Annotated in this window: 15 protein-coding genes; 11 read left to right on the plus strand and 4 right to left on the minus strand. The window is 71.6% G+C overall.

Translation table 11 applies throughout. The features are described from left to right. Positions 1-3: 3 nt before the first annotated feature. The gene (locus JJ691_RS38205) at positions 4-954 is read right to left on the minus strand and encodes a hypothetical protein (protein WP_211764372.1); all 951 of its coding nucleotides are present in this window, start codon (positions 952-954) and stop codon (positions 4-6) included. Between the two features lie 289 nt (positions 955-1243). On the opposite strand from JJ691_RS38205, the gene JJ691_RS38210 reads away from it, so the two are divergent. The 9 genes from JJ691_RS38210 to JJ691_RS38250 all read left to right on the plus strand — a co-directional run bounded on the left by JJ691_RS38210 (position 1244) and on the right by JJ691_RS38250 (position 12608). Next, entirely contained in the window at positions 1244-2482 is a 1239-nt protein-coding gene (locus JJ691_RS38210) for an SWIM zinc finger family protein (RefSeq protein WP_211764373.1), read from the plus strand. Then, positions 2479-3852 (plus strand): DUF5691 domain-containing protein, encoded by a 1374-nt coding sequence (locus JJ691_RS38215; RefSeq protein WP_211764374.1) that lies wholly within the window; start codon positions 2479-2481, stop codon positions 3850-3852. Before JJ691_RS38210 ends, JJ691_RS38215 begins: the two co-directional genes overlap by 4 nt. Continuing rightward, on the plus strand, positions 3849-4946 hold the full coding sequence (locus tag JJ691_RS38220) for an ATP-binding protein (RefSeq protein ID WP_211764375.1): 1098 nt from the start codon (positions 3849-3851) through the stop codon (positions 4944-4946). The genes JJ691_RS38215 and JJ691_RS38220 overlap by 4 nt, the downstream gene beginning before the upstream one ends. Then, positions 4946-7129, plus strand: a complete 2184-nt coding sequence (locus tag JJ691_RS38225) for a DUF5682 family protein (RefSeq protein ID WP_211764376.1) — start codon at positions 4946-4948, stop codon at positions 7127-7129. Before JJ691_RS38220 ends, JJ691_RS38225 begins: the two co-directional genes overlap by 1 nt. Then, positions 7126-8283: a VWA domain-containing protein gene (locus tag JJ691_RS38230; protein WP_249227278.1), complete on the plus strand. Its 1158-nt coding sequence runs from the start codon at positions 7126-7128 to the stop codon at positions 8281-8283. The genes JJ691_RS38225 and JJ691_RS38230 overlap by 4 nt, the downstream gene beginning before the upstream one ends. A gap of 100 nt (positions 8284-8383) precedes the next feature. Beyond that, complete coding sequence (locus JJ691_RS38235) at positions 8384-9172, plus strand: DUF2470 domain-containing protein (protein WP_211764377.1); 789 nt, start codon at positions 8384-8386, stop codon at positions 9170-9172. Between the two features lie 134 nt (positions 9173-9306). Continuing rightward, a complete protein-coding gene (locus JJ691_RS38240; protein WP_211764378.1) occupies positions 9307-10113 on the plus strand; it encodes a CPBP family intramembrane glutamic endopeptidase in 807 nt (268 codons plus the stop codon). A gap of 135 nt (positions 10114-10248) precedes the next feature. After that, the gene (locus JJ691_RS38245) at positions 10249-11481 is read left to right on the plus strand and encodes an arginine deiminase (protein ID WP_249227279.1); all 1233 of its coding nucleotides are present in this window, start codon (positions 10249-10251) and stop codon (positions 11479-11481) included. A gap of 80 nt (positions 11482-11561) precedes the next feature. After that, a complete protein-coding gene (locus tag JJ691_RS38250) occupies positions 11562-12608 on the plus strand; it encodes an aldo/keto reductase (protein WP_211764379.1) in 1047 nt (348 codons plus the stop codon). 24 nt (positions 12609-12632) lie between these two features. Here JJ691_RS38250 and JJ691_RS38255 read toward each other — a convergent pair whose 3' ends face one another. From JJ691_RS38255 to JJ691_RS38265, 3 genes are read right to left on the minus strand one after another with little or no spacing between them, the layout of a single operon-like run. Beyond that, positions 12633-13445 (minus strand): ABC transporter permease, encoded by an 813-nt coding sequence (locus JJ691_RS38255; protein WP_211764380.1) that lies wholly within the window; start codon positions 13443-13445, stop codon positions 12633-12635. A 27-nt stretch (positions 13446-13472) separates the two neighbouring features. Then, a complete protein-coding gene (locus JJ691_RS38260) occupies positions 13473-14279 on the minus strand; it encodes an ABC transporter ATP-binding protein (protein WP_211764381.1) in 807 nt (268 codons plus the stop codon). After that, on the minus strand, positions 14276-14719 hold the full coding sequence (locus JJ691_RS38265) for a MarR family winged helix-turn-helix transcriptional regulator (RefSeq protein ID WP_249227280.1): 444 nt from the start codon (positions 14717-14719) through the stop codon (positions 14276-14278). Before JJ691_RS38265 ends, JJ691_RS38260 begins: the two co-directional genes overlap by 4 nt. Before the next feature lie 126 nt (positions 14720-14845). On the opposite strand from JJ691_RS38265, the gene JJ691_RS38270 reads away from it, so the two are divergent. After that, complete coding sequence (locus JJ691_RS38270) at positions 14846-15424, plus strand: hypothetical protein (protein WP_211764382.1); 579 nt, start codon at positions 14846-14848, stop codon at positions 15422-15424. A 320-nt stretch (positions 15425-15744) separates the two neighbouring features. Beyond that, positions 15745-16287 carry a hypothetical protein gene (locus tag JJ691_RS38275; RefSeq protein ID WP_211764383.1) on the plus strand — a complete coding sequence of 181 codons (543 nt, stop codon included), beginning with the start codon at positions 15745-15747 and terminating at the stop codon, positions 16285-16287. Positions 16288-16465 lie beyond the last annotated feature (178 nt).

Here is a 16465-nt window from a genome sequence, read left to right on the forward strand (position 1 = left end):
CCTCTAGCTGAACCGGACAACCCCGGCGATGGGGAGATCCGGCACGCCCACCCCGAGCGTTACACCGGCCGCCGGCGTGCCGGCGATCCACAGCCGCCCCGAGGCCCGCACGGAAGCGTGCACGTCAGGGCCCCACAGCACCTTGGCCGCCAGGTCCGTCTCCACGGCGATCGACCAGTCGGGCCGCACGCTGGCCGGATACTCGACCAGCTCGGCGGCCAGCAGCCGGGACAGCCGCAGCCGGGGCAGCGCCCGCAGCACGCTCCGGGCCAGGAAGACGGCGATCAGCACCCCGGCGATGACGAACAGCCAGGCCAACACCGCCGGTTGCGGCGCCAGTTCGAGTCCGATGGCGACAGTGATCGCGATGGCGTGCGCCCATCGGAGGCCGAGCCGCCATGACGCCACAGTGGACGCTCGGCGCGCCGCCGCCTGCGGGTCCTGTGGCCGGGCGGCCGGCGGACGGCCCAGCCGTGGGACCTCGGGCAGCACCTTGGCGTGCACCGGTCGGGGAATGCCCTCAAGGAAGACTGCCGCCAGCCCCTCCGGGCTCGGTCCGACCAGCCACAGCCGCCCACTGGTCGGCACGTCGCCGGCCAGACGCAACACCAGTTGCCCGGCCCGGACCACCTGTCGGTCCAGGACCTCCACGTCGAGCAGCCGCGCCGGTTCCGCCTCCAACAGCCGTCCCACGGCGGTCAACGTGCGGCCGACCCGCAACCAGTACATCAGCATGAAAGCGCCGACCACCAGCACCGCGACCGCGGCCAGCACCGTGCTCGCCGGCAGGCCCAACAGCAGGCACAGCAGCGCCACGAAGACATAACCGGACCAGATCCGCGGGATACGGTCCCGCACCCACACCTGCCGCCACTGGGCCAGCCGCACGTCGGGATCCCGGCCGGCCGGGCCGTCCTCCCGCGGCTGCCAGACGGCGGACGTCGCCTTCTCCACCCATCCCCCCTCGACGCGCTGATTCCTACCAGGGGCACCCGAACCCGGCAAACGGGCTTCACCCGACTGTGACCTGGGCGAACACGAACCACCAACACAGAGGGCGTGAGGCCCCGCCGGTGCCTGGACTGTCGCCGGATTTCGGCCGCCGCCACCCGACGCGCCCCACCACCCGAGCTGGATGCGGCGGGCGAAATCCGGCTAGGGAAGGCACCGGCCCAAGGGGGCCGAGCCCCGCGCGGCACGCGCGGCATTCAAAACTGTCAGGGGGTGCCCATATGGTCGTTGCATGGATGTGGAGGCAGTGCTGGCGCAGGCGCCGGACCGCCAGGTGGCGACCGGGGCCAGCAAGCTGGCGGTCCCGGCGAAGTGGCCGGAACTGGGCCGGGACGACGCCGCGCTGTGGGGGTTGTGCCAGGGCAGCGGCAAGAGCCCGTACCAGGTCTGCGTCGACCTGTCCGACCGCGCGACGAAGTGCTCGTGCCCGTCCCGCAAGTTCCCGTGCAAGCACGCGCTGGCGCTACAGCTGTTGCACACCAACGGTTCTGCCGGCGAGGGCAGCCAGCCGGACTGGGTCGGCACCTGGCTGCGGGCCCGGCACACTCGGGCCACCACCGAGCGCAAGCCGGCGCAGCCGGGCAAGCGGCGGGAGGAGTCGGTGCGGGCCGGCATCGCCGGGCTCACCGACTGGCTGACCGACCTGTCGGCCGGCGGCCTGCACACCCTGCCGTCGCGGGAACCGTTGTGGTGGAACGGAATCATGGCCCGGATGGTGGACGCGCAGGCGCCGGGCATCGCCTCGGCGATCGGCGAGCTCCGGTCAGTGGTGGGGGCCAACCGGCCTCGGTGGTACGAGGAGGCGACCGACCACATCGGACGGCTCTATCTGCTGACCCGCACCGATTTCTCCGAGCCGGCAAGGGTTCGGCTGGGGTTCACCACCACCGAGCAGGAGGTGCGGGCCGGCGAGAGCTGGGCCGACGACTGGGTGGTGCTGCTGCGCATGGACAGCGATGACGGCAAGGTGCGCACGGTTCGGCAGTGGGCGTGGGGACGGTCCCGCAAGCAGTGGGTGTATACGGCACGGCACGCGGCCGGGGGCGCGATTCCCGTGCCGGCAATGACTCCGGGGGCGGAACTGACTGCGGTATTGCATCCCTATCCGGGCGGTTTACCGAAGCGGGTGGCGGTCGGCGAGGTGACGAGGTCCGGCCCGGCGGGGCCGATTCCGTTGCCGGACACCTGGGCGGACGCGTTGGCGGCGGCCGAGCCGCTGCTGGTCAGCGATCCGTGGCTGCGACTGGTTCCGTTGTGCTGCAGGGCAACCCGGCCGGCCCGGGACGACAAGTCGCTGTACCTGATCGACGCCGCCGACCATGGGCTGCCGGTCCGGGTCGGCTCGTCGCTGGCCCAGGCCCTGGCCCGCACCGGTGGCGAGCCGTTCGACGCGATGGGCTTGTGGGACGGGGATTTCCTGCAACTGTGCGCGATCGCGGAGCCGGGCGCGTTCCCGGAGGTGGTGTCGTGAGCACGGACCAGAAGTGGCAGGACACCGTGCAGCAGCTGCTGGTCGGCACCCGGCGCGGCAACGTCGACCGGGACACGCTGCTGGCCGACTGCGCGGCGCTGGGGCTGGCCCGGTTCGGGGCGCGGCTGCCACAGACGCCGGCCGGCTTGGTGCCGGTTCCCTTTGCCCCGCCGGAGAACGCGCAGATCGCCGGCGAGTCCGCGCGCAACGTGCTGGCCCAGGTGCTGGGCTGGGACGACGAGGCGTTGCTGACGGAGTGGTGCGCGGCGGCCAACCGCGCCCAAGTCGTTGCGGCGCATGCCCAACTGCCGCAGCTGCTGGCCCTGGGCGGGGCGCGGCCGACGCTGCGGCCGGCGATCCGGCTCGTGCTGGGCACCCGCGGCCAGTGGCTGGCGCTGCTGAGCAAGGACTGGGTCTGGGCCGTCGGCATCAACGAGCAGGAGCCGTACGACCCGGACGCGCCGGCCGGCAAGCGGCTGACCGCGCTGCGCCAGTGGCGTCGGACCGACCAGGGGGCGGTCCGAACGCTGGTCGCGGAGCGGTTCCCGGAGGAGCGCCGGGCCAGCGACCGGCAGCTGCTGATCAACGCGCTGGAGGTCGGCCTGTCCATCGAGGACGAGTCGATCTTGGAGGCGGCGCTGGACGATCGGGCCGCCGGCGTGCACGACCTGGCGCTGCGGCTGCTGCGCAAGCTGCCCGGCACGGCCCTGGCGCAGCGCGCGGAGCGCCGGCTCTGGGACGGCCTGCGGGACGCCGACGTGATCCCGGACGGCCGGTTCGAGCTGGAGCCGGATGCCGCCGAGCAGCGGGACCTGCTGCACGACGGCAACACCGAGACCGGCATCGCCGGCCGGCTGCGGGCGGCGGCCGCGTCGGTGCCGCCGGAGTTCTGGGAGCTGGACCAGGTGGTGGCCAGCCCGTGGGCGAAGCCGCTGTTGCAGGGCATCGCCGACGCGTTGCCGCTGGCCGCCGACCCGGTGCCGTGGGCGCTGGCCGCGTCCGAGGTGCTGACCGGCATGGCTCTGCTGGACGCGATCGACTCGCTGCCGGCGCGGTCGGCCGCCGAGGTGCTGGTCGCCGTCTCCCACGACTGGAAGTACGACCTGCTCGACCACGGCTGCTCGCAGCTGCCGGGGCCGTGGTCGGCGGCGACCACCGAGGCGCTGCTGCAGCGCTTCATCGTCGCCGTCACGCCCGGCTGGCGCACCGGCCGCCCGCCGCCCGTCCTGCTGACCAGGGGCGATGTCGGCGTGCTGACCGAGCAGTGGCCGCGAATCGCCGAGCGCTGGCCGGAACACACCAACGAACAAGCCGTGCTGCACCTACGCGTCCAGCTGAGAGACGCGTTCGATCGAAGGGGCGATCAGTGACCGAAACCGTGCTGCGGCCGTCTGCTGAGCAGCAGTACGCCGCCGAACTCGACGCCCTCGCGGCGGCCGACGACCGGCCGAAGCCGCCGATGTGGAAGCTGTCCCCGCAGGCCGTCGTCCGCTACGTGCTCGGCGGTGAACTGCCCGACGGCACGGCGATCACCCCGAAGTACGTCGGCGACCGGCGGATCGTCGAGGTGGCCGTGGCGACTCTGGCCACCGACCGGGCGTTGCTGCTGGTCGGCGTACCCGGCACCGCCAAGTCGTGGCTGTCCGAGCACCTGGCCGCGGCCATCAGCGGCGACTCCACCCTGGTCGTGCAGGGCACCGCCGGCACCAGCGAGGAAGCCGTCCGCTACGGCTGGAACTACGCGCGGCTGATCGCCGAGGGCCCGAGCGAGGCTGCGCTGGTGCCCAGCCCGATCCTGCGGGCCATGAAGACCGGGGCGATCGCCCGGGTCGAGGAGCTCACCCGGATGCCGTCCGAGGTGCAGGACTCGCTGATCACCGTGCTGTCCGAGAAGGCGCTGCCGGTGCCGGAGCTGAACTTCCAGGTGCAGGCCGTGCCCGGGTTCTCGGTGATCGCCACCGCCAACGACCGGGACCGCGGCGTGAACCAGATGTCCTCGGCGCTGGCCCGCCGGTTCAACACCGTGGTGCTGCCGCCGCCGGCCAGCGAGGACGCCGAGGTGGAGATCGTGGCCAGCCGGTCGGCCCAGCTCGGGCGGGCGCTGCAGCTGCCGGCCGAGCCGCCGGCGCTGGAGGAGGTGCGCCGGGTGGTGCGGGTGTTCCGGGAGCTGCGTGGCGGATCCACCGTGGACGGTCGGACCCAGCTGAAGAAGCCCAGCGGCAGCCTGTCCACGGCCGAGGCGATCTCGGTGATCACCAGCGGCATGGCCCTGGCCGCGCACTTCGGCGACGGCCGGCTCGGCGCCGACGAGCTGGCGGCCGGGCTGCTCGGGGCCGTGGTGAAGGACCGGGTGTCGGACACCGCGGCCTGGCAGGAGTACCTGGAGGCAGTGGTCAAGGAGCGGCCCGACTGGCGCGACCTGTACCGCGCCTGCCAGGACCACGACCTCGCCGGTTACGCCTGATGCCCAAGCTTCCCGACCGGGTCACGCTGCTCGGCATCCGCCACCACGGACCGGGATCGGCCCGTATGGTGGCCGCCGCGCTGGCGGCGATCGAGCCGGAGCTGGTGCTGGTCGAGGGCCCGCCGGAGGCCGACGGCCTGGTCGCGCACGTCAGCGGGCTGACGCCGCCGGTGGCGCTGCTGCTGCACGACGAGTCCGATCCGGCGACGGCCGCGTTCTGGCCGTTCGCCGGTTTCTCTCCCGAGTGGCAGGCACTGCGCTGGGCCGACGACAACGCCGTGCCGCTGCGGTTCTTCGACCTGGCCGCGGCGGCCACGCTGGGCGAGGAGGACGAGCCGGACCGGGTGGCGATCGACCCGCTGGGGCTGCTGGCCGAGGCCGCCGGTTTCGACGACCCGGAGCGCTGGTGGGAGGACGTCGTCGAGCACCACGCGGCGGCCGACCCGATCGGGCTGGCGCAGGCCGTGGCCGAGGCGATGACGGCGCTGCGTGACGAGTTCGCCGATCACGTCGGCCAGCGCACGCTGCGTCGCGAGGCGGCGATGCGGCAGGCGCTGCGCAAGGGACTCAAGGACGTTCAGGGCCCGATCGTGGTCGTCTGCGGCGCCTGGCACGTGCCGGCGCTGCTGGAGCTGCCGACTGCCACCGCGGATGCCGCGCTGCTCAAGGGTTTGCCGAAGAAGAAGATCAGCGGCACCTGGGTGCCGTGGAGCCACGGCCGGCTGGCCAACGCCGCCGGCTACGGTGCGGGCATCGCCTCGCCAGGCTGGTACGCGCACCTGTGGGAGACGGCCGCGGCCGGCGACACCGTGCCGCGCTGGTTCGCCCGCGCCTGCCAGGTTCTCCGCGACGAGGATCTGCCCGCGTCCACGGCGAGCGCCGTCGAGGCGGTGCGGCTCGCCGACGCCTTGGCGGCCATGCGCGGACGGCCGTCACCGGGGTTGGCTGAGGTCAGCGAGGCGACGCTGGCCGTGCTGTGCGGCGGTGACGACACGCCGCTGCGGTTGGTGCACGACCGGCTGGTGGTCGGCGAGGAGCTGGGCATGGTCGGCGAGGGCGTGCCACGCTCGCCGCTGGCCGCCGATCTCGAACGTCTGCAACGGCGGCTGCGGTTGCCGGCCGCGGCGATCGAGAAGCAGATGCGGCTCGATCTCCGCAAGGACATGGACCGGGAGCGGTCCAAGCTGTTGCACCGGCTGCGGGTGTTGGACGTGCCGTGGGGCGAACGCGACCACACCAACAGCACCGGCACGTTCGCCGAGGCGTGGCGGGTGCGGTGGGACCCGAGCCTCGCGGTCGCGGTTGCGGCCGCCGCCCGGTACGGCACCACCGTGGAGGCCGCCGCCGAGCAGGTGCTGCGGCAACGGGCCGACGACGCGGACCGGGTGGCGAAGGCCGCCGAAGTGCTCGGACGTGCCGTCGACTGCGAGTCGCCGGCAGCCGTAGCCGCCGCCCGTCGGGCCCTGGACCGCTGTGCCGCGGCCGCGACCGACGCCGCCGAGCTGTTGGTTGCGCTGCCGACGTTGGCCAGCACCATTCGCTACGGCTCGGTCCGCGGCACCGATCCCGAGCTGCTGCGATCCGCCTTGCACGGCCTGCTGGCCCGTGGCGCGGTCGGCCTGCCGCTGGCCTGTCGCAACGTGGACGACGACACCGCTGACCAGCTGGTGGCCGCGCTCGACTCCGCCCAGGACGCCGCCGGCCTGGCTGCCGACGACGATCACCGGGCAGTGTGGCGGGACGCCCTGCTGCGGCTGGTCGCGCTGACCGACGCGCACGGTCTGCCGGCCGGGCGAGCGACCCGGCTGCTGTGGGAATCCGGCGACCTGGACAGCGATTCCGTGGCCGCGCGGCTGCACCGGGCGGTCTCCGCGACCGTGGGCGCGACCTCCTTCGTCGCCGGCTTCCTGCGCGGGTCGGCCGCGCTGCTGGCCGCCGACGACCGGCTGTTCGCGCTGATCGACAACTGGCTGAGCGGCCTGTCCAACGAGGCGTTCGCCGACGCACTGCCGTTGCTGCGCCGGGCGGTCGGCGAGTTCAGCACGGCCGAGCGGCGCACCCTCGGCGACCGTGTGATGGCCGGCAACCGCCGGGCCGTCGCGGCGCCCACCGGCGACTGGGACGAGGAGCGGGCGCAGCGGCTGGCCGCCCACGTCCGTGACCTGATCGGAGCGACGGCGTGAGTGACGAACGGCAACGGCGGTGGCGGCTGCTGCTTGGCGGGGCGGCCGGCGAGATGGGCGGTCTCGGCGAGGACGACCAGCGCCGGGACGGGGCGCTGACCGCGCTCTACGGTGGCGGCGGCGAAGGCCAGGACGGCAAGCGCAGCGCCGGGCTGGGCAACAGCTCGCCGGTGCTGCACCGCTGGCTCGGCGACGTGCGCAGCTACTTCCCCACCTCCGTGGTTCAGGTGATGCAGCGCGACGCCGTGGAACGGCTCGGCTTGAACAAACTGCTGCTCGAACCGGAGCTGCTCGCCACGGTGGACCCCGATGTGCGGCTGGTCGGCACCCTGGTCTCGCTGTCCAAGGCGATTCCGGCCCGCACCCGGGAGACCGCGCGGGCGGTGGTGCGCAAGGTGGTCGAGGACGTGGAGCGCAAGCTGGCCGACCGGCTGCTGGCCGCCGTGCACGGCGCGATCGACCGGTCCCGCCGCACCCACCGACCCCGACTGTCCGATGTGGACTGGGCCACCACCATCCGGGCCAATCTCAAGAACTACCAGCCGGCCCAGAAAACCGTGGTGGTCGGTGACCTGATCGGCCGGCAGCGGCGCAGCCGCACCGCGTCGCTGCGGGACGTCGTGCTGCTGGTCGACCAGTCCGGCTCGATGGCCGAGTCGGTGGTCTACTCGGCGGTGTTCGGCGCGGTGCTGGCCTCGATCCGGTCCGTGGACACCCGGCTGGTCGTGTTCGACACCGAGGTCGTGGACCTGACCGAGACCCTGGACGACCCGGTCGACGTGCTGTTCTCCACGCAGCTGGGCGGCGGCACCGACATCAACCGCGCGGTCGCCTACGGGCAGTCGCTGATCAAACGGCCGGCCGACTCGGTGATGGTGCTGATCAGCGACCTGTTCGAGGGCGGCGTGGCCGGCGAGCTGCTGCGCCGGGTGCGGGAACTGGTGGCCAGCGGTGTCACCGTGGTGGTGCTGCTGGCGCTGTCGGACAGTGGCGCGCCGGCGTACGACCACGAGCTGGCGGCCAGGCTGTCCGAGCTGGGCGCGCCGGCCTTCGCCTGCACGCCCGACCGGTTCCCCGACCTCTTGGCGGCTGCGCTGCGCCGGGATGACGTGGCAGCCTGGGCGGAGGAGGCCGGCATGGCTGTCGGCCGTTGAGTCGGTGACCGACGCGTCAGCGCTGGTCAGGGAGCACACTATTGAGCGCTTCCCAAGACCGACCGTCGAAGGTTAGGGTGACCTAACTTGGAGGTGAGCGATGAGCCAGGCAACGTATCGGCCGCCGGCGCCCACCGCGGCGGAGCGGGCCCGGACGATCGCCGCGCGGGGTGGTCGGGCGGCCGTGCTGCCCGGTGCCGACGAGGCGACCGCCTCGGCGTCCCGCACAGTGCCGATGCTGCACCACGTGCACGCGAACGGGGTCGCCACGCTCCTGTTCCGGGACAACGACCCGCTGGTCGAGCTGTCCCTACAGGCCCCGCGCGGCGAGCTCACCGGCATGCTCGAACTCGCCGACACCGCGCCGGTGCCGCTGCGGGAGCCGGTGCGCGGGCTGCTCTGGGTCACCGGCTGGCTGCGGGTTCTCGACGGCGAAGAGGCACGGGCGGCGGTGCTGGAGGTCGTCGAGGCCAAGCCCGACCCGCGGCTGCTCGACGCCGGCCATGGCGCTTCCGTGCTGCGCCTCATGCCCGCCTCCATGGTCGTCGCCGACGCCGAGGGCACCAGCTCCGTGCGGCCCAGCGAGTTCGGCGAGGCCGAGCCCGATCCGTTCTGCCAGCACGAAGACCAGTGGCTGCGCCATCTCGAGCTGTCCCACCGGGACGTCGTCGAACTGCTCAGCCGGCACCTGCCCGAGCACCTGCGCGGCGGTCACGTCCGCCCCCTCGGCCTGGACCGGCTCGGCCTGCGCCTGCGGGTCGAGGCCGTCGAGGGCGATCACGACGTGCGGATCGCCTTCGCGCACCCGGTGTCCACGCCGAAGGAGCTGTCCGGCGAGCTGCGCCGCCTGATGGGCTGCCCGTTCTTGACACAGGTCCAGCGGGGCTAACCGGTACCACTGTGCTTATGCCGCGCGTTCCGCGCGGGGCTCGGCCCCTTGTGGGCCGATGCCTTGCCCTTGCCGGATTAAGCATCGGCGGGGCCTCGCGACCAGGTGGCAGAGGGCCAGTAGCGTCGGCACACATGGCGAGCACTTTGCGCAGCTGGCTGGCCCCGGCGCGGGTCGTGGACGATCCGATCACGGATCCGGCGGAGCGGCGTGGCTACACGTGGGAGCTGCTGATCGTCTTCAGCGCGACGCTCGGCCTGTCCGGGCTGCGCAGCCTGATCTCGCTGCTCAACGCGCTGCTCCAGCCCAAGCCGCTGAACCAGCAGAGCGTGGCGCTGAACGTGCAGCAGGCCACCGTCAGCCTGCTCGACCTGCTCGCGCAGCTGGCCGGCGTGCTGCAACTGCTGGCCTGGGGCGGGCTCGGGGCGTACCTGCTGTGGCGGGCGGGCATTGGGCCCCGGCTGGTCGGGCTGGACCGCACGCGGCCGGGCAAGGACCTGCTCGCCGGCTGCGGGCTGGCCGCGCTGATCGGCATTCCCGGGCTGGGCTTCTACTTCCTGACCAGGGCGATCGGCATCAACCTGAACGTGGTGCCGTCCGCGCTGGGCGACACCTGGTGGCGGGTGCCGGTGCTGATCCTGTCCGCGTTCGGCAACGCGTGGGCCGAGGAGTCGCTGGTCGTCGGCTATCTGATCACGCGGCTGCGCAAGTTCGGCTGGGGCGAGAACACGTCCCTGGTCACCGCGGCCGTGCTGCGCGGGTCGTACCACCTGTACCAGGGCTTCGGCGGCTTCCTCGGCAACATCGTGCTCGGACTGGTGTTCGGCCGGGTCTGGCAGCGGTTCAACCGGCTGTGGGCGCTGGTGATCGCCCACACCATCCTCGACATCGTCTCGTTCGTCGGCTACGCGCTGCTGAAGGGCCTCATACCCGGGCTGTAGCCAACAACAGATCGATGGTCGCGAGCTTGATTTGTTTAACAGATAGCTGCTTGGACCGTCGTTCTGTTTCTGAAATCGCCGTCACACCCGGTTGAGGGGCGACAAATCCACTGTCGCGTGGTTACCCTCGGGGCTGTGACCTCAGACATCAGTTCTGCCACGGACTTCACGCCGACGCCTCGGGTCGACAGCGAGGTCGGGCCGCTGCGCACGGTGCTGCTGCACCGGCCCGGCCTGGAACTGAAGCGGCTGACCCCGCGCAACAACGACCAGCTGCTGTTCGACGGCATCCCCTGGGTCGGCCGGGCCCAGGAGGAGCACGACGCGTTCGCCGAGACGCTGCGCTCGCGCGGCGTCGAGGTGCTGCTGTTGGCCGACCTGCTGCGGACCGCGCTGGAGGACCAGCGGGCCCGGGCGGCCGGCGTCTACGCCGCCGTGGAGGAGCGGGAGCTCGGCATCGACCTGGCCGACGCGCTCCGGTCGCACCTGTCCACGCTGGCCCCGCCGGAGCTGGCCACCGTGCTGATGGCCGGCATGACCTTCGAGGAGCTGCCGGCCAGCGAGGGCGCGTCACTGGTGCGGCACATGCACCAGCCGCACGACTTCGCCATCGCGCCGCTGCCCAACCTGCTGTTCACCCGCGACTCCTCGGCCTGGGTCTCCGACCGGGTGGCCGTGTCGTCGCTGGTGATGCCGGCCCGCCGCCGCGAGTCGTCGATCACCGACCTGATCTACGCCTACCACCCGCGGTTCGCCAAGACCTCCCGTGCCTACGGCGCGCACTCCGCCCCGCTGGAGGGCGGCGACGTGCTGCTGCTGTCGCAGGGCGTGCTGGCCATCGGGGTTGGCGAGCGCACCACGCCGGCCGGCGCCGAGTCCTTCGCCCGCTCGGTCTTCCTGGACGGGCTCGCGCACACCGTGCTGGCCGTGCCGATCGCCCAGGAGCGCGCCACCATGCACCTGGACACCGTGTGCACCATGGTCGACCGGGACGCCGTGGTGATGTACCCCGCCATCCGCGACTCGCTGTCCGCCTTCACGCTGCGGCCCGACGGCGCCGGCGGCGTCACCGTGGACGGTCCGTCGCCGTTCCTGTCCGCCGCGGCGGCCGCGATGGGCATCGACCGGCTGCGTGTGATCGACACCGGCCTCGACGCCGTGACCGCGGAACGCGAGCAGTGGGACGACGGCAACAACACACTGGCCGTCGCGCCCGGCGTTGTCGTCGCATACGAGCGAAATGTCGAAACCAACGCCCGCTTGGAGGACGCCGGTATCGAGGTGCTGCGGATCAGCGGATCCGAGCTGGGCTCGGGTCGCGGCGGCCCACGCTGCATGTCCTGCCCGGTGCTGCGGGATTCGCTGTAAGAAAAAAATACGCACGAATGGAGTAACTCCAGGGGCAGGATGGAAAAGCAAGCCATTCACGCCACTGGTGGGAGTCCATTGTGGAGTATCGAAAGCTCGGCGGTAGCGGCTGCTCGGTGTCCGCGCTCGCGCTCGGCACCATGACCTTCGGTCGCGAGACCGACGAGGACGGCTCGTTCGCGCAGCTCGACGCGTTCGCGGCCGAGGGTGGGACGCTGATCGACACGGCGGACGTGTACTCCGGCGGCGTCTCGGAGACGATCGTCGGCAAGTGGCTGGCGTCGCGGCCGAACGAGGTCACCGACCGGGTGGTGATCGCGACCAAGGGCCGGTTCCCGACCGACGCGAGCGACCCGAACGCGGTCGGGCTGTCCCGCCGGCACCTGGACCAGGCGCTCACCGCGTCACTGCGCCGGCTCGGTGTCGAATCGATCGACCTGTACCAGGTGCACGCCTGGGACCCGCACACTCCGATCGCCGAGACGCTGGAGTTCCTGGACAACGCGGTGCGGACCGGCAAGATCCGCTACTACGGCCTGTCCAACTTCCTGGGCTGGCAGGTGCAGAAGGCCGTCGACGTGGCCGAGGCTCGCGGCTTCGTCAAGCCGGTCACGCTTCAGCCGCAGTACAACCTGCTCAGCCGGGAGATCGAGTGGGAGATCGTGCCCGCGTGTGAGTCCACCGACCTGGGCCTGCTGCCCTGGTCGCCGCTGGCCGGCGGGGTGCTGACCGGCAAGTACCAGCGGGACGCCGACGCACCGGCCGACACCCGACTGGCCAACGCCGGATCGCGGAGCTTCTTCGCGCAGCGCAACGCCGCGCAGCGGACCTGGGACGTGATCGAGACCGTGCGGGCGATCGCCGCCGAGCGTGAGATCAGCGCCGCCCAGGTGGCGCTGGCCTGGGTGAAGGGCCGGCCACAGGTCACCTCCGTGATCATCGGCGCCCGCACGCAGGAGCAGTTCGCCGACAACATGGCCGCGGCCGACCTCGTCCTGTCCGACAAGGAGATGGAGCGGCTGAACACCGCGAGCGAGGTGCCGGTCGACTACCCGTACGGCGGCATGGCGCTGCTCCAGCGCAGCCGGCAGATCGAGGGCGGCTGGGGTCCCGGCTGGGGACGCTGATCCCGATGCTGTCCCGGTTCGTCCTCAGCGGGCGAGCCGGGGCAACAGCGCCGAGGCCACCGCGATGCCCAGCACCGCCGTGCCCACCAGCACCGCGAAGTCCAGCGGCAGCGACGCCGGTGTGCCCAACAGCAGGCCCCGCAACGCGTCCACCTCGTAGCTCAGCGGGTTCACGTGGTTGAGCACCTGGAGCCACCCCGGCATCAGGTCCACCGGATACAGCGCGTTCGAGGCGAAGAACAGCGGCATCGTGATCGCCTGGCCGATGCCCATCAGCCTTTCGCGGCTCATCACGATGCCCGCGATCGTGATCGACAGGCAGCAGAAGAACGCCGACCCCAACACCACCACGACCAGAACACCCAGCAGTTTCAGCGGATTCGCCGTCAGCGACACACCCAGGATCGCCGACAGCACCAGCACCACCACCGCCTGCGCGATGGCCCTGATGCCGGCCGCGAACGCCTTGCCGGCGATCAGCGCCGACCTCGGCGTCGGCGTCACCATCAGCTTCGACAGCACGCCCGCGTCGCGCTCCCAGATGATCTGGATGCCGTAGAAGATCGACACGAACAGCGCCGACTGGGCCAGGATGCCCGGCGCCAGATAGTCCAGGTACGGCAGGTTGCCGGTCGGGATCACCCGCAGCCGGGTGAAGGTCTCGCCGAAGATCAGCAGCCACAGGGCCGGCTGGATCGCCCTGGTGATCAGCTCGGTCCGGTCATGCCGCAGCTTCTGCAGCTCGATCAGGCACATCGTGCCGATCCGGTTGAGCAGCAACACCGGCAGCGCCGGGCCGCTCGCGCCGGCCGGCCGTTCAGTGGTCGCGGCGGTCATGCCCGCCTCCCTTCGAATTCGGCGCAGCTAGCCAAGGCGCCGGGCCGTTCGCCTGGTCGCGCGGATCTCCCGCATGCCCTTGGCCGCCTCGCCGTCCAGGTCGCCGCCGGTGCTGACGCGGAACACGTCGTCCAGCGTCGCGTCCGGGCCCAGCGCCGCCCGCAGCTCGGCCGGCGTGCCCATGTCGGTGAGCTTTCCCTTGTGCATCAACGCGATCCGGTCGCAGAACTCGTCCGCTTCGTCCATGTAGTGCGTGGTCACCAGCACCGTCATGCCGGTCTCCTCGCGCACCTGCTGGATCCGTTCCCAGACGCCCGCGCGGCCGATCGGGTCGAGGCCGATGGTCGGCTCGTCCAGCACCAGCAGCCGGGGCGCGCTGACCAGGGCCTGCGCCAGCTCCAGCCGGCGGATCATGCCGCCCGAGTACGTGCCCGCCTGCCGATCCGCGACGTCCAGCAGCCCGACCGAGTCCAGCGACGCGTCCACTTTGGACACCCGCTCCCGGCGCGGCACGTCGAACAGCCGCGCGAACAGCGCCACGTTCTCCCGGCCGGTCAGCGTGGCATCGGCCGAGAGTTGTTGCGGCACATAGCCGATCAGCCGACGCACGGCCATCGTGCCGCGGGCCACGTCCCGGCCGAACACCGTGATCCGGCCCGGCGGCGAGGGCAGCAGTGTGGTGATCATCCGGATCGTCGTCGTCTTGCCCGCGCCGTTCGGCCCCAGCAGGCCGAACACCTCGCCCGCGCGGACGTCCAAGTCCACGCCGTCCACCGCCACCGTGTCGCCGAAGGCGTGCCGGACATCCGTGCAGCTGACCGCCAGCTCCGTCATGCGCCCGCCCCTTCCTCGCCCAGCTCGGCCAGCAGCTTTCGCAGCGCCGGCAGGGCGTTCTCGATCGCCGCCACCTCGTCCTCGTCCAGCTCCCGGAGCGCCCCCGCCACCAGCTTCGTGCGCTCCGCCCGCCACGCCGCCTGCCGCTTGACCGCCGCCGGCGTCAGATACAGCCGCGCCGCCCGCCGGTCGTTCGGGTCCGTCTCCCGGCGCAGCAGCTCCTTGTCGATCAGCTGATTCACCAGCGTGCTCACCGTGTTGCCGGCCAGATGCAGCTCCTTGGCCGCCGCCGCCACCCCGATCCCCGGGCTCAGCCGCACCACCCGCAGCAGCTCCGTCTGCGCCCCCCGCAACCTCGGCCCCGGCTGCCGCGCCTGCAACCGGCGTCGCACCACCCGCTTCAGCCCCATCACCGTGGCCATCAGCTCATCAGCGATCACCCTCCGAATGTACCTCTTATTAAGAGCTAATCCGAGTAAGAGTTTCCTGGGACGTGAGCGCTTTCACTCGAACGTGTTGTCGATTTCAGAGGTCTACGCTTGCCGGTTGACCAGCAAGGGGACCAGGTGGGGATCTACGCGCACATCGACGAGACCGGCACACGGTTGCCTGACGGCCGCCGGCTCTACGGGTTGGCGGCCGTCTTGACAGCGACGGCCGACCACGCACTCGTGTCCGAGACAACGACCGGGCTGCTCTTGCCCAGACAGCGCTGGCTCCATCACTACGACGAGACCCACGACCGCCGGGTCAAGATCGCCGAAGCGCTGGCCCCGCTGCCGTTGATCGGCACGATCTTCCTGATCACGCCAACCGATCGGAACCGGCAGGAGCAAGCAAGGGCCAAGCTGCTCGTCGAGCTGCTTCCCCATCTTCAACACACAGAGGGGGCGACGCGTGTAGTCGTGGAATCGCGCCAAGCCGGCGATCGGCACGACCGGCGTGTGCGCGATCGCCTTCGGCGGTCGCACCGAATCGACGCGGCCATGCCGGTCGACCACAAGGTGAAGGATGCCGACCCCGGCCTGTGGGTCGCGGACTTCATCGCGGGCGCCTACATAGCAGCGCAACATCACGACGAACCCGAGCCGTGGGACATTCTCTGCGCGGCGCACGTCATCGAGGTCCGTCACGTGCCCGAATAGCGCGAAACCCGGGTGCCCACGACAACGCGGGATACCCGGGTCCACTTCCGGACGCGTCCGCAGACCGCCCGGCTTCATTGCCAGGATACCAGTCGTCGACCGCCTGAAGCCGCACCACAATCGGGTGATCGGAACGCGAAACCCGGGCTCCCGTCGTCCGGCGGGTCACCCGGGTCCACTTCCAAGCGCGCCCTAGGGCCGCTGGCTCTGTACCGAAACTAGCAGCAGGGACCACGACTGGGCTCCCCCGCGGTGAACCCTCGATGGGGTGAAGGGGTAAACATGGCGGCACGGCCGCCGAGAGAACGAGGAGCCATCGGGTGAGCGGTTTCATCCACTGGTACGAGAACGGCTGGTCGGCCGCTCGGGCCGACCGGACGGTCGCCAGGATCGAGTCACTGGGGCTGACGCTGTCCGATCCGCAGCAGCAGCGGGCGGGCCTGTTGCAGCGGCTGGCGCTGACGGACTGCGCGGCGGTGGACGTGGAGTACTGGCTGGACGAGGAGACGGCCCTGTACTGCCGGTTCCGCCGGGTGGGCGAGGACGTGGTGGCGCAGGAGTTCGACCTGGACGGCCTGTCCACTGTGGAGCAGCAGCAGCTGGTGGCAGGCATCGTCGAGCTGTTCAGCGAGGACGCGGCCAACACGGTGGGCTTCGTGGTGGACCGGTCGGGCAGCTCGCAGGACGTGGAGTGGGACGACGTGGTGCTGGGCCTGCCGAGGATCGTGACGGTCCGGCCGGACACGCTGGCCCTGCCGGCGGAGCTGGTGGACCGGCTGCACCCGGAGCTGACCCGGCTGACGGGGCGGCCGCTGGGCGCCCTGATGCTGTTCGACCGGGTGAACGCGGGGGCTCCGGCCTGAGTTGTCCACAGCCGGTGGGTAACCGCCGTGCACAGCGAGCCCCGGTGTGGAAGCGTCCAAAGGCGCAGCTCACCGGGGTTTTCACGATCTGGGCACGATTGCTGTCCACCGGCTGTCACCAGGTTGTCCACAACTATCCCCAGGTTGTCCACAGGACCTCACCAGGGCGGGGGACAAC

The organism is Kutzneria sp. CA-103260, assembly GCF_018263855.1.
Classification (GTDB): domain Bacteria; phylum Actinomycetota; class Actinomycetes; order Mycobacteriales; family Pseudonocardiaceae; genus Kutzneria.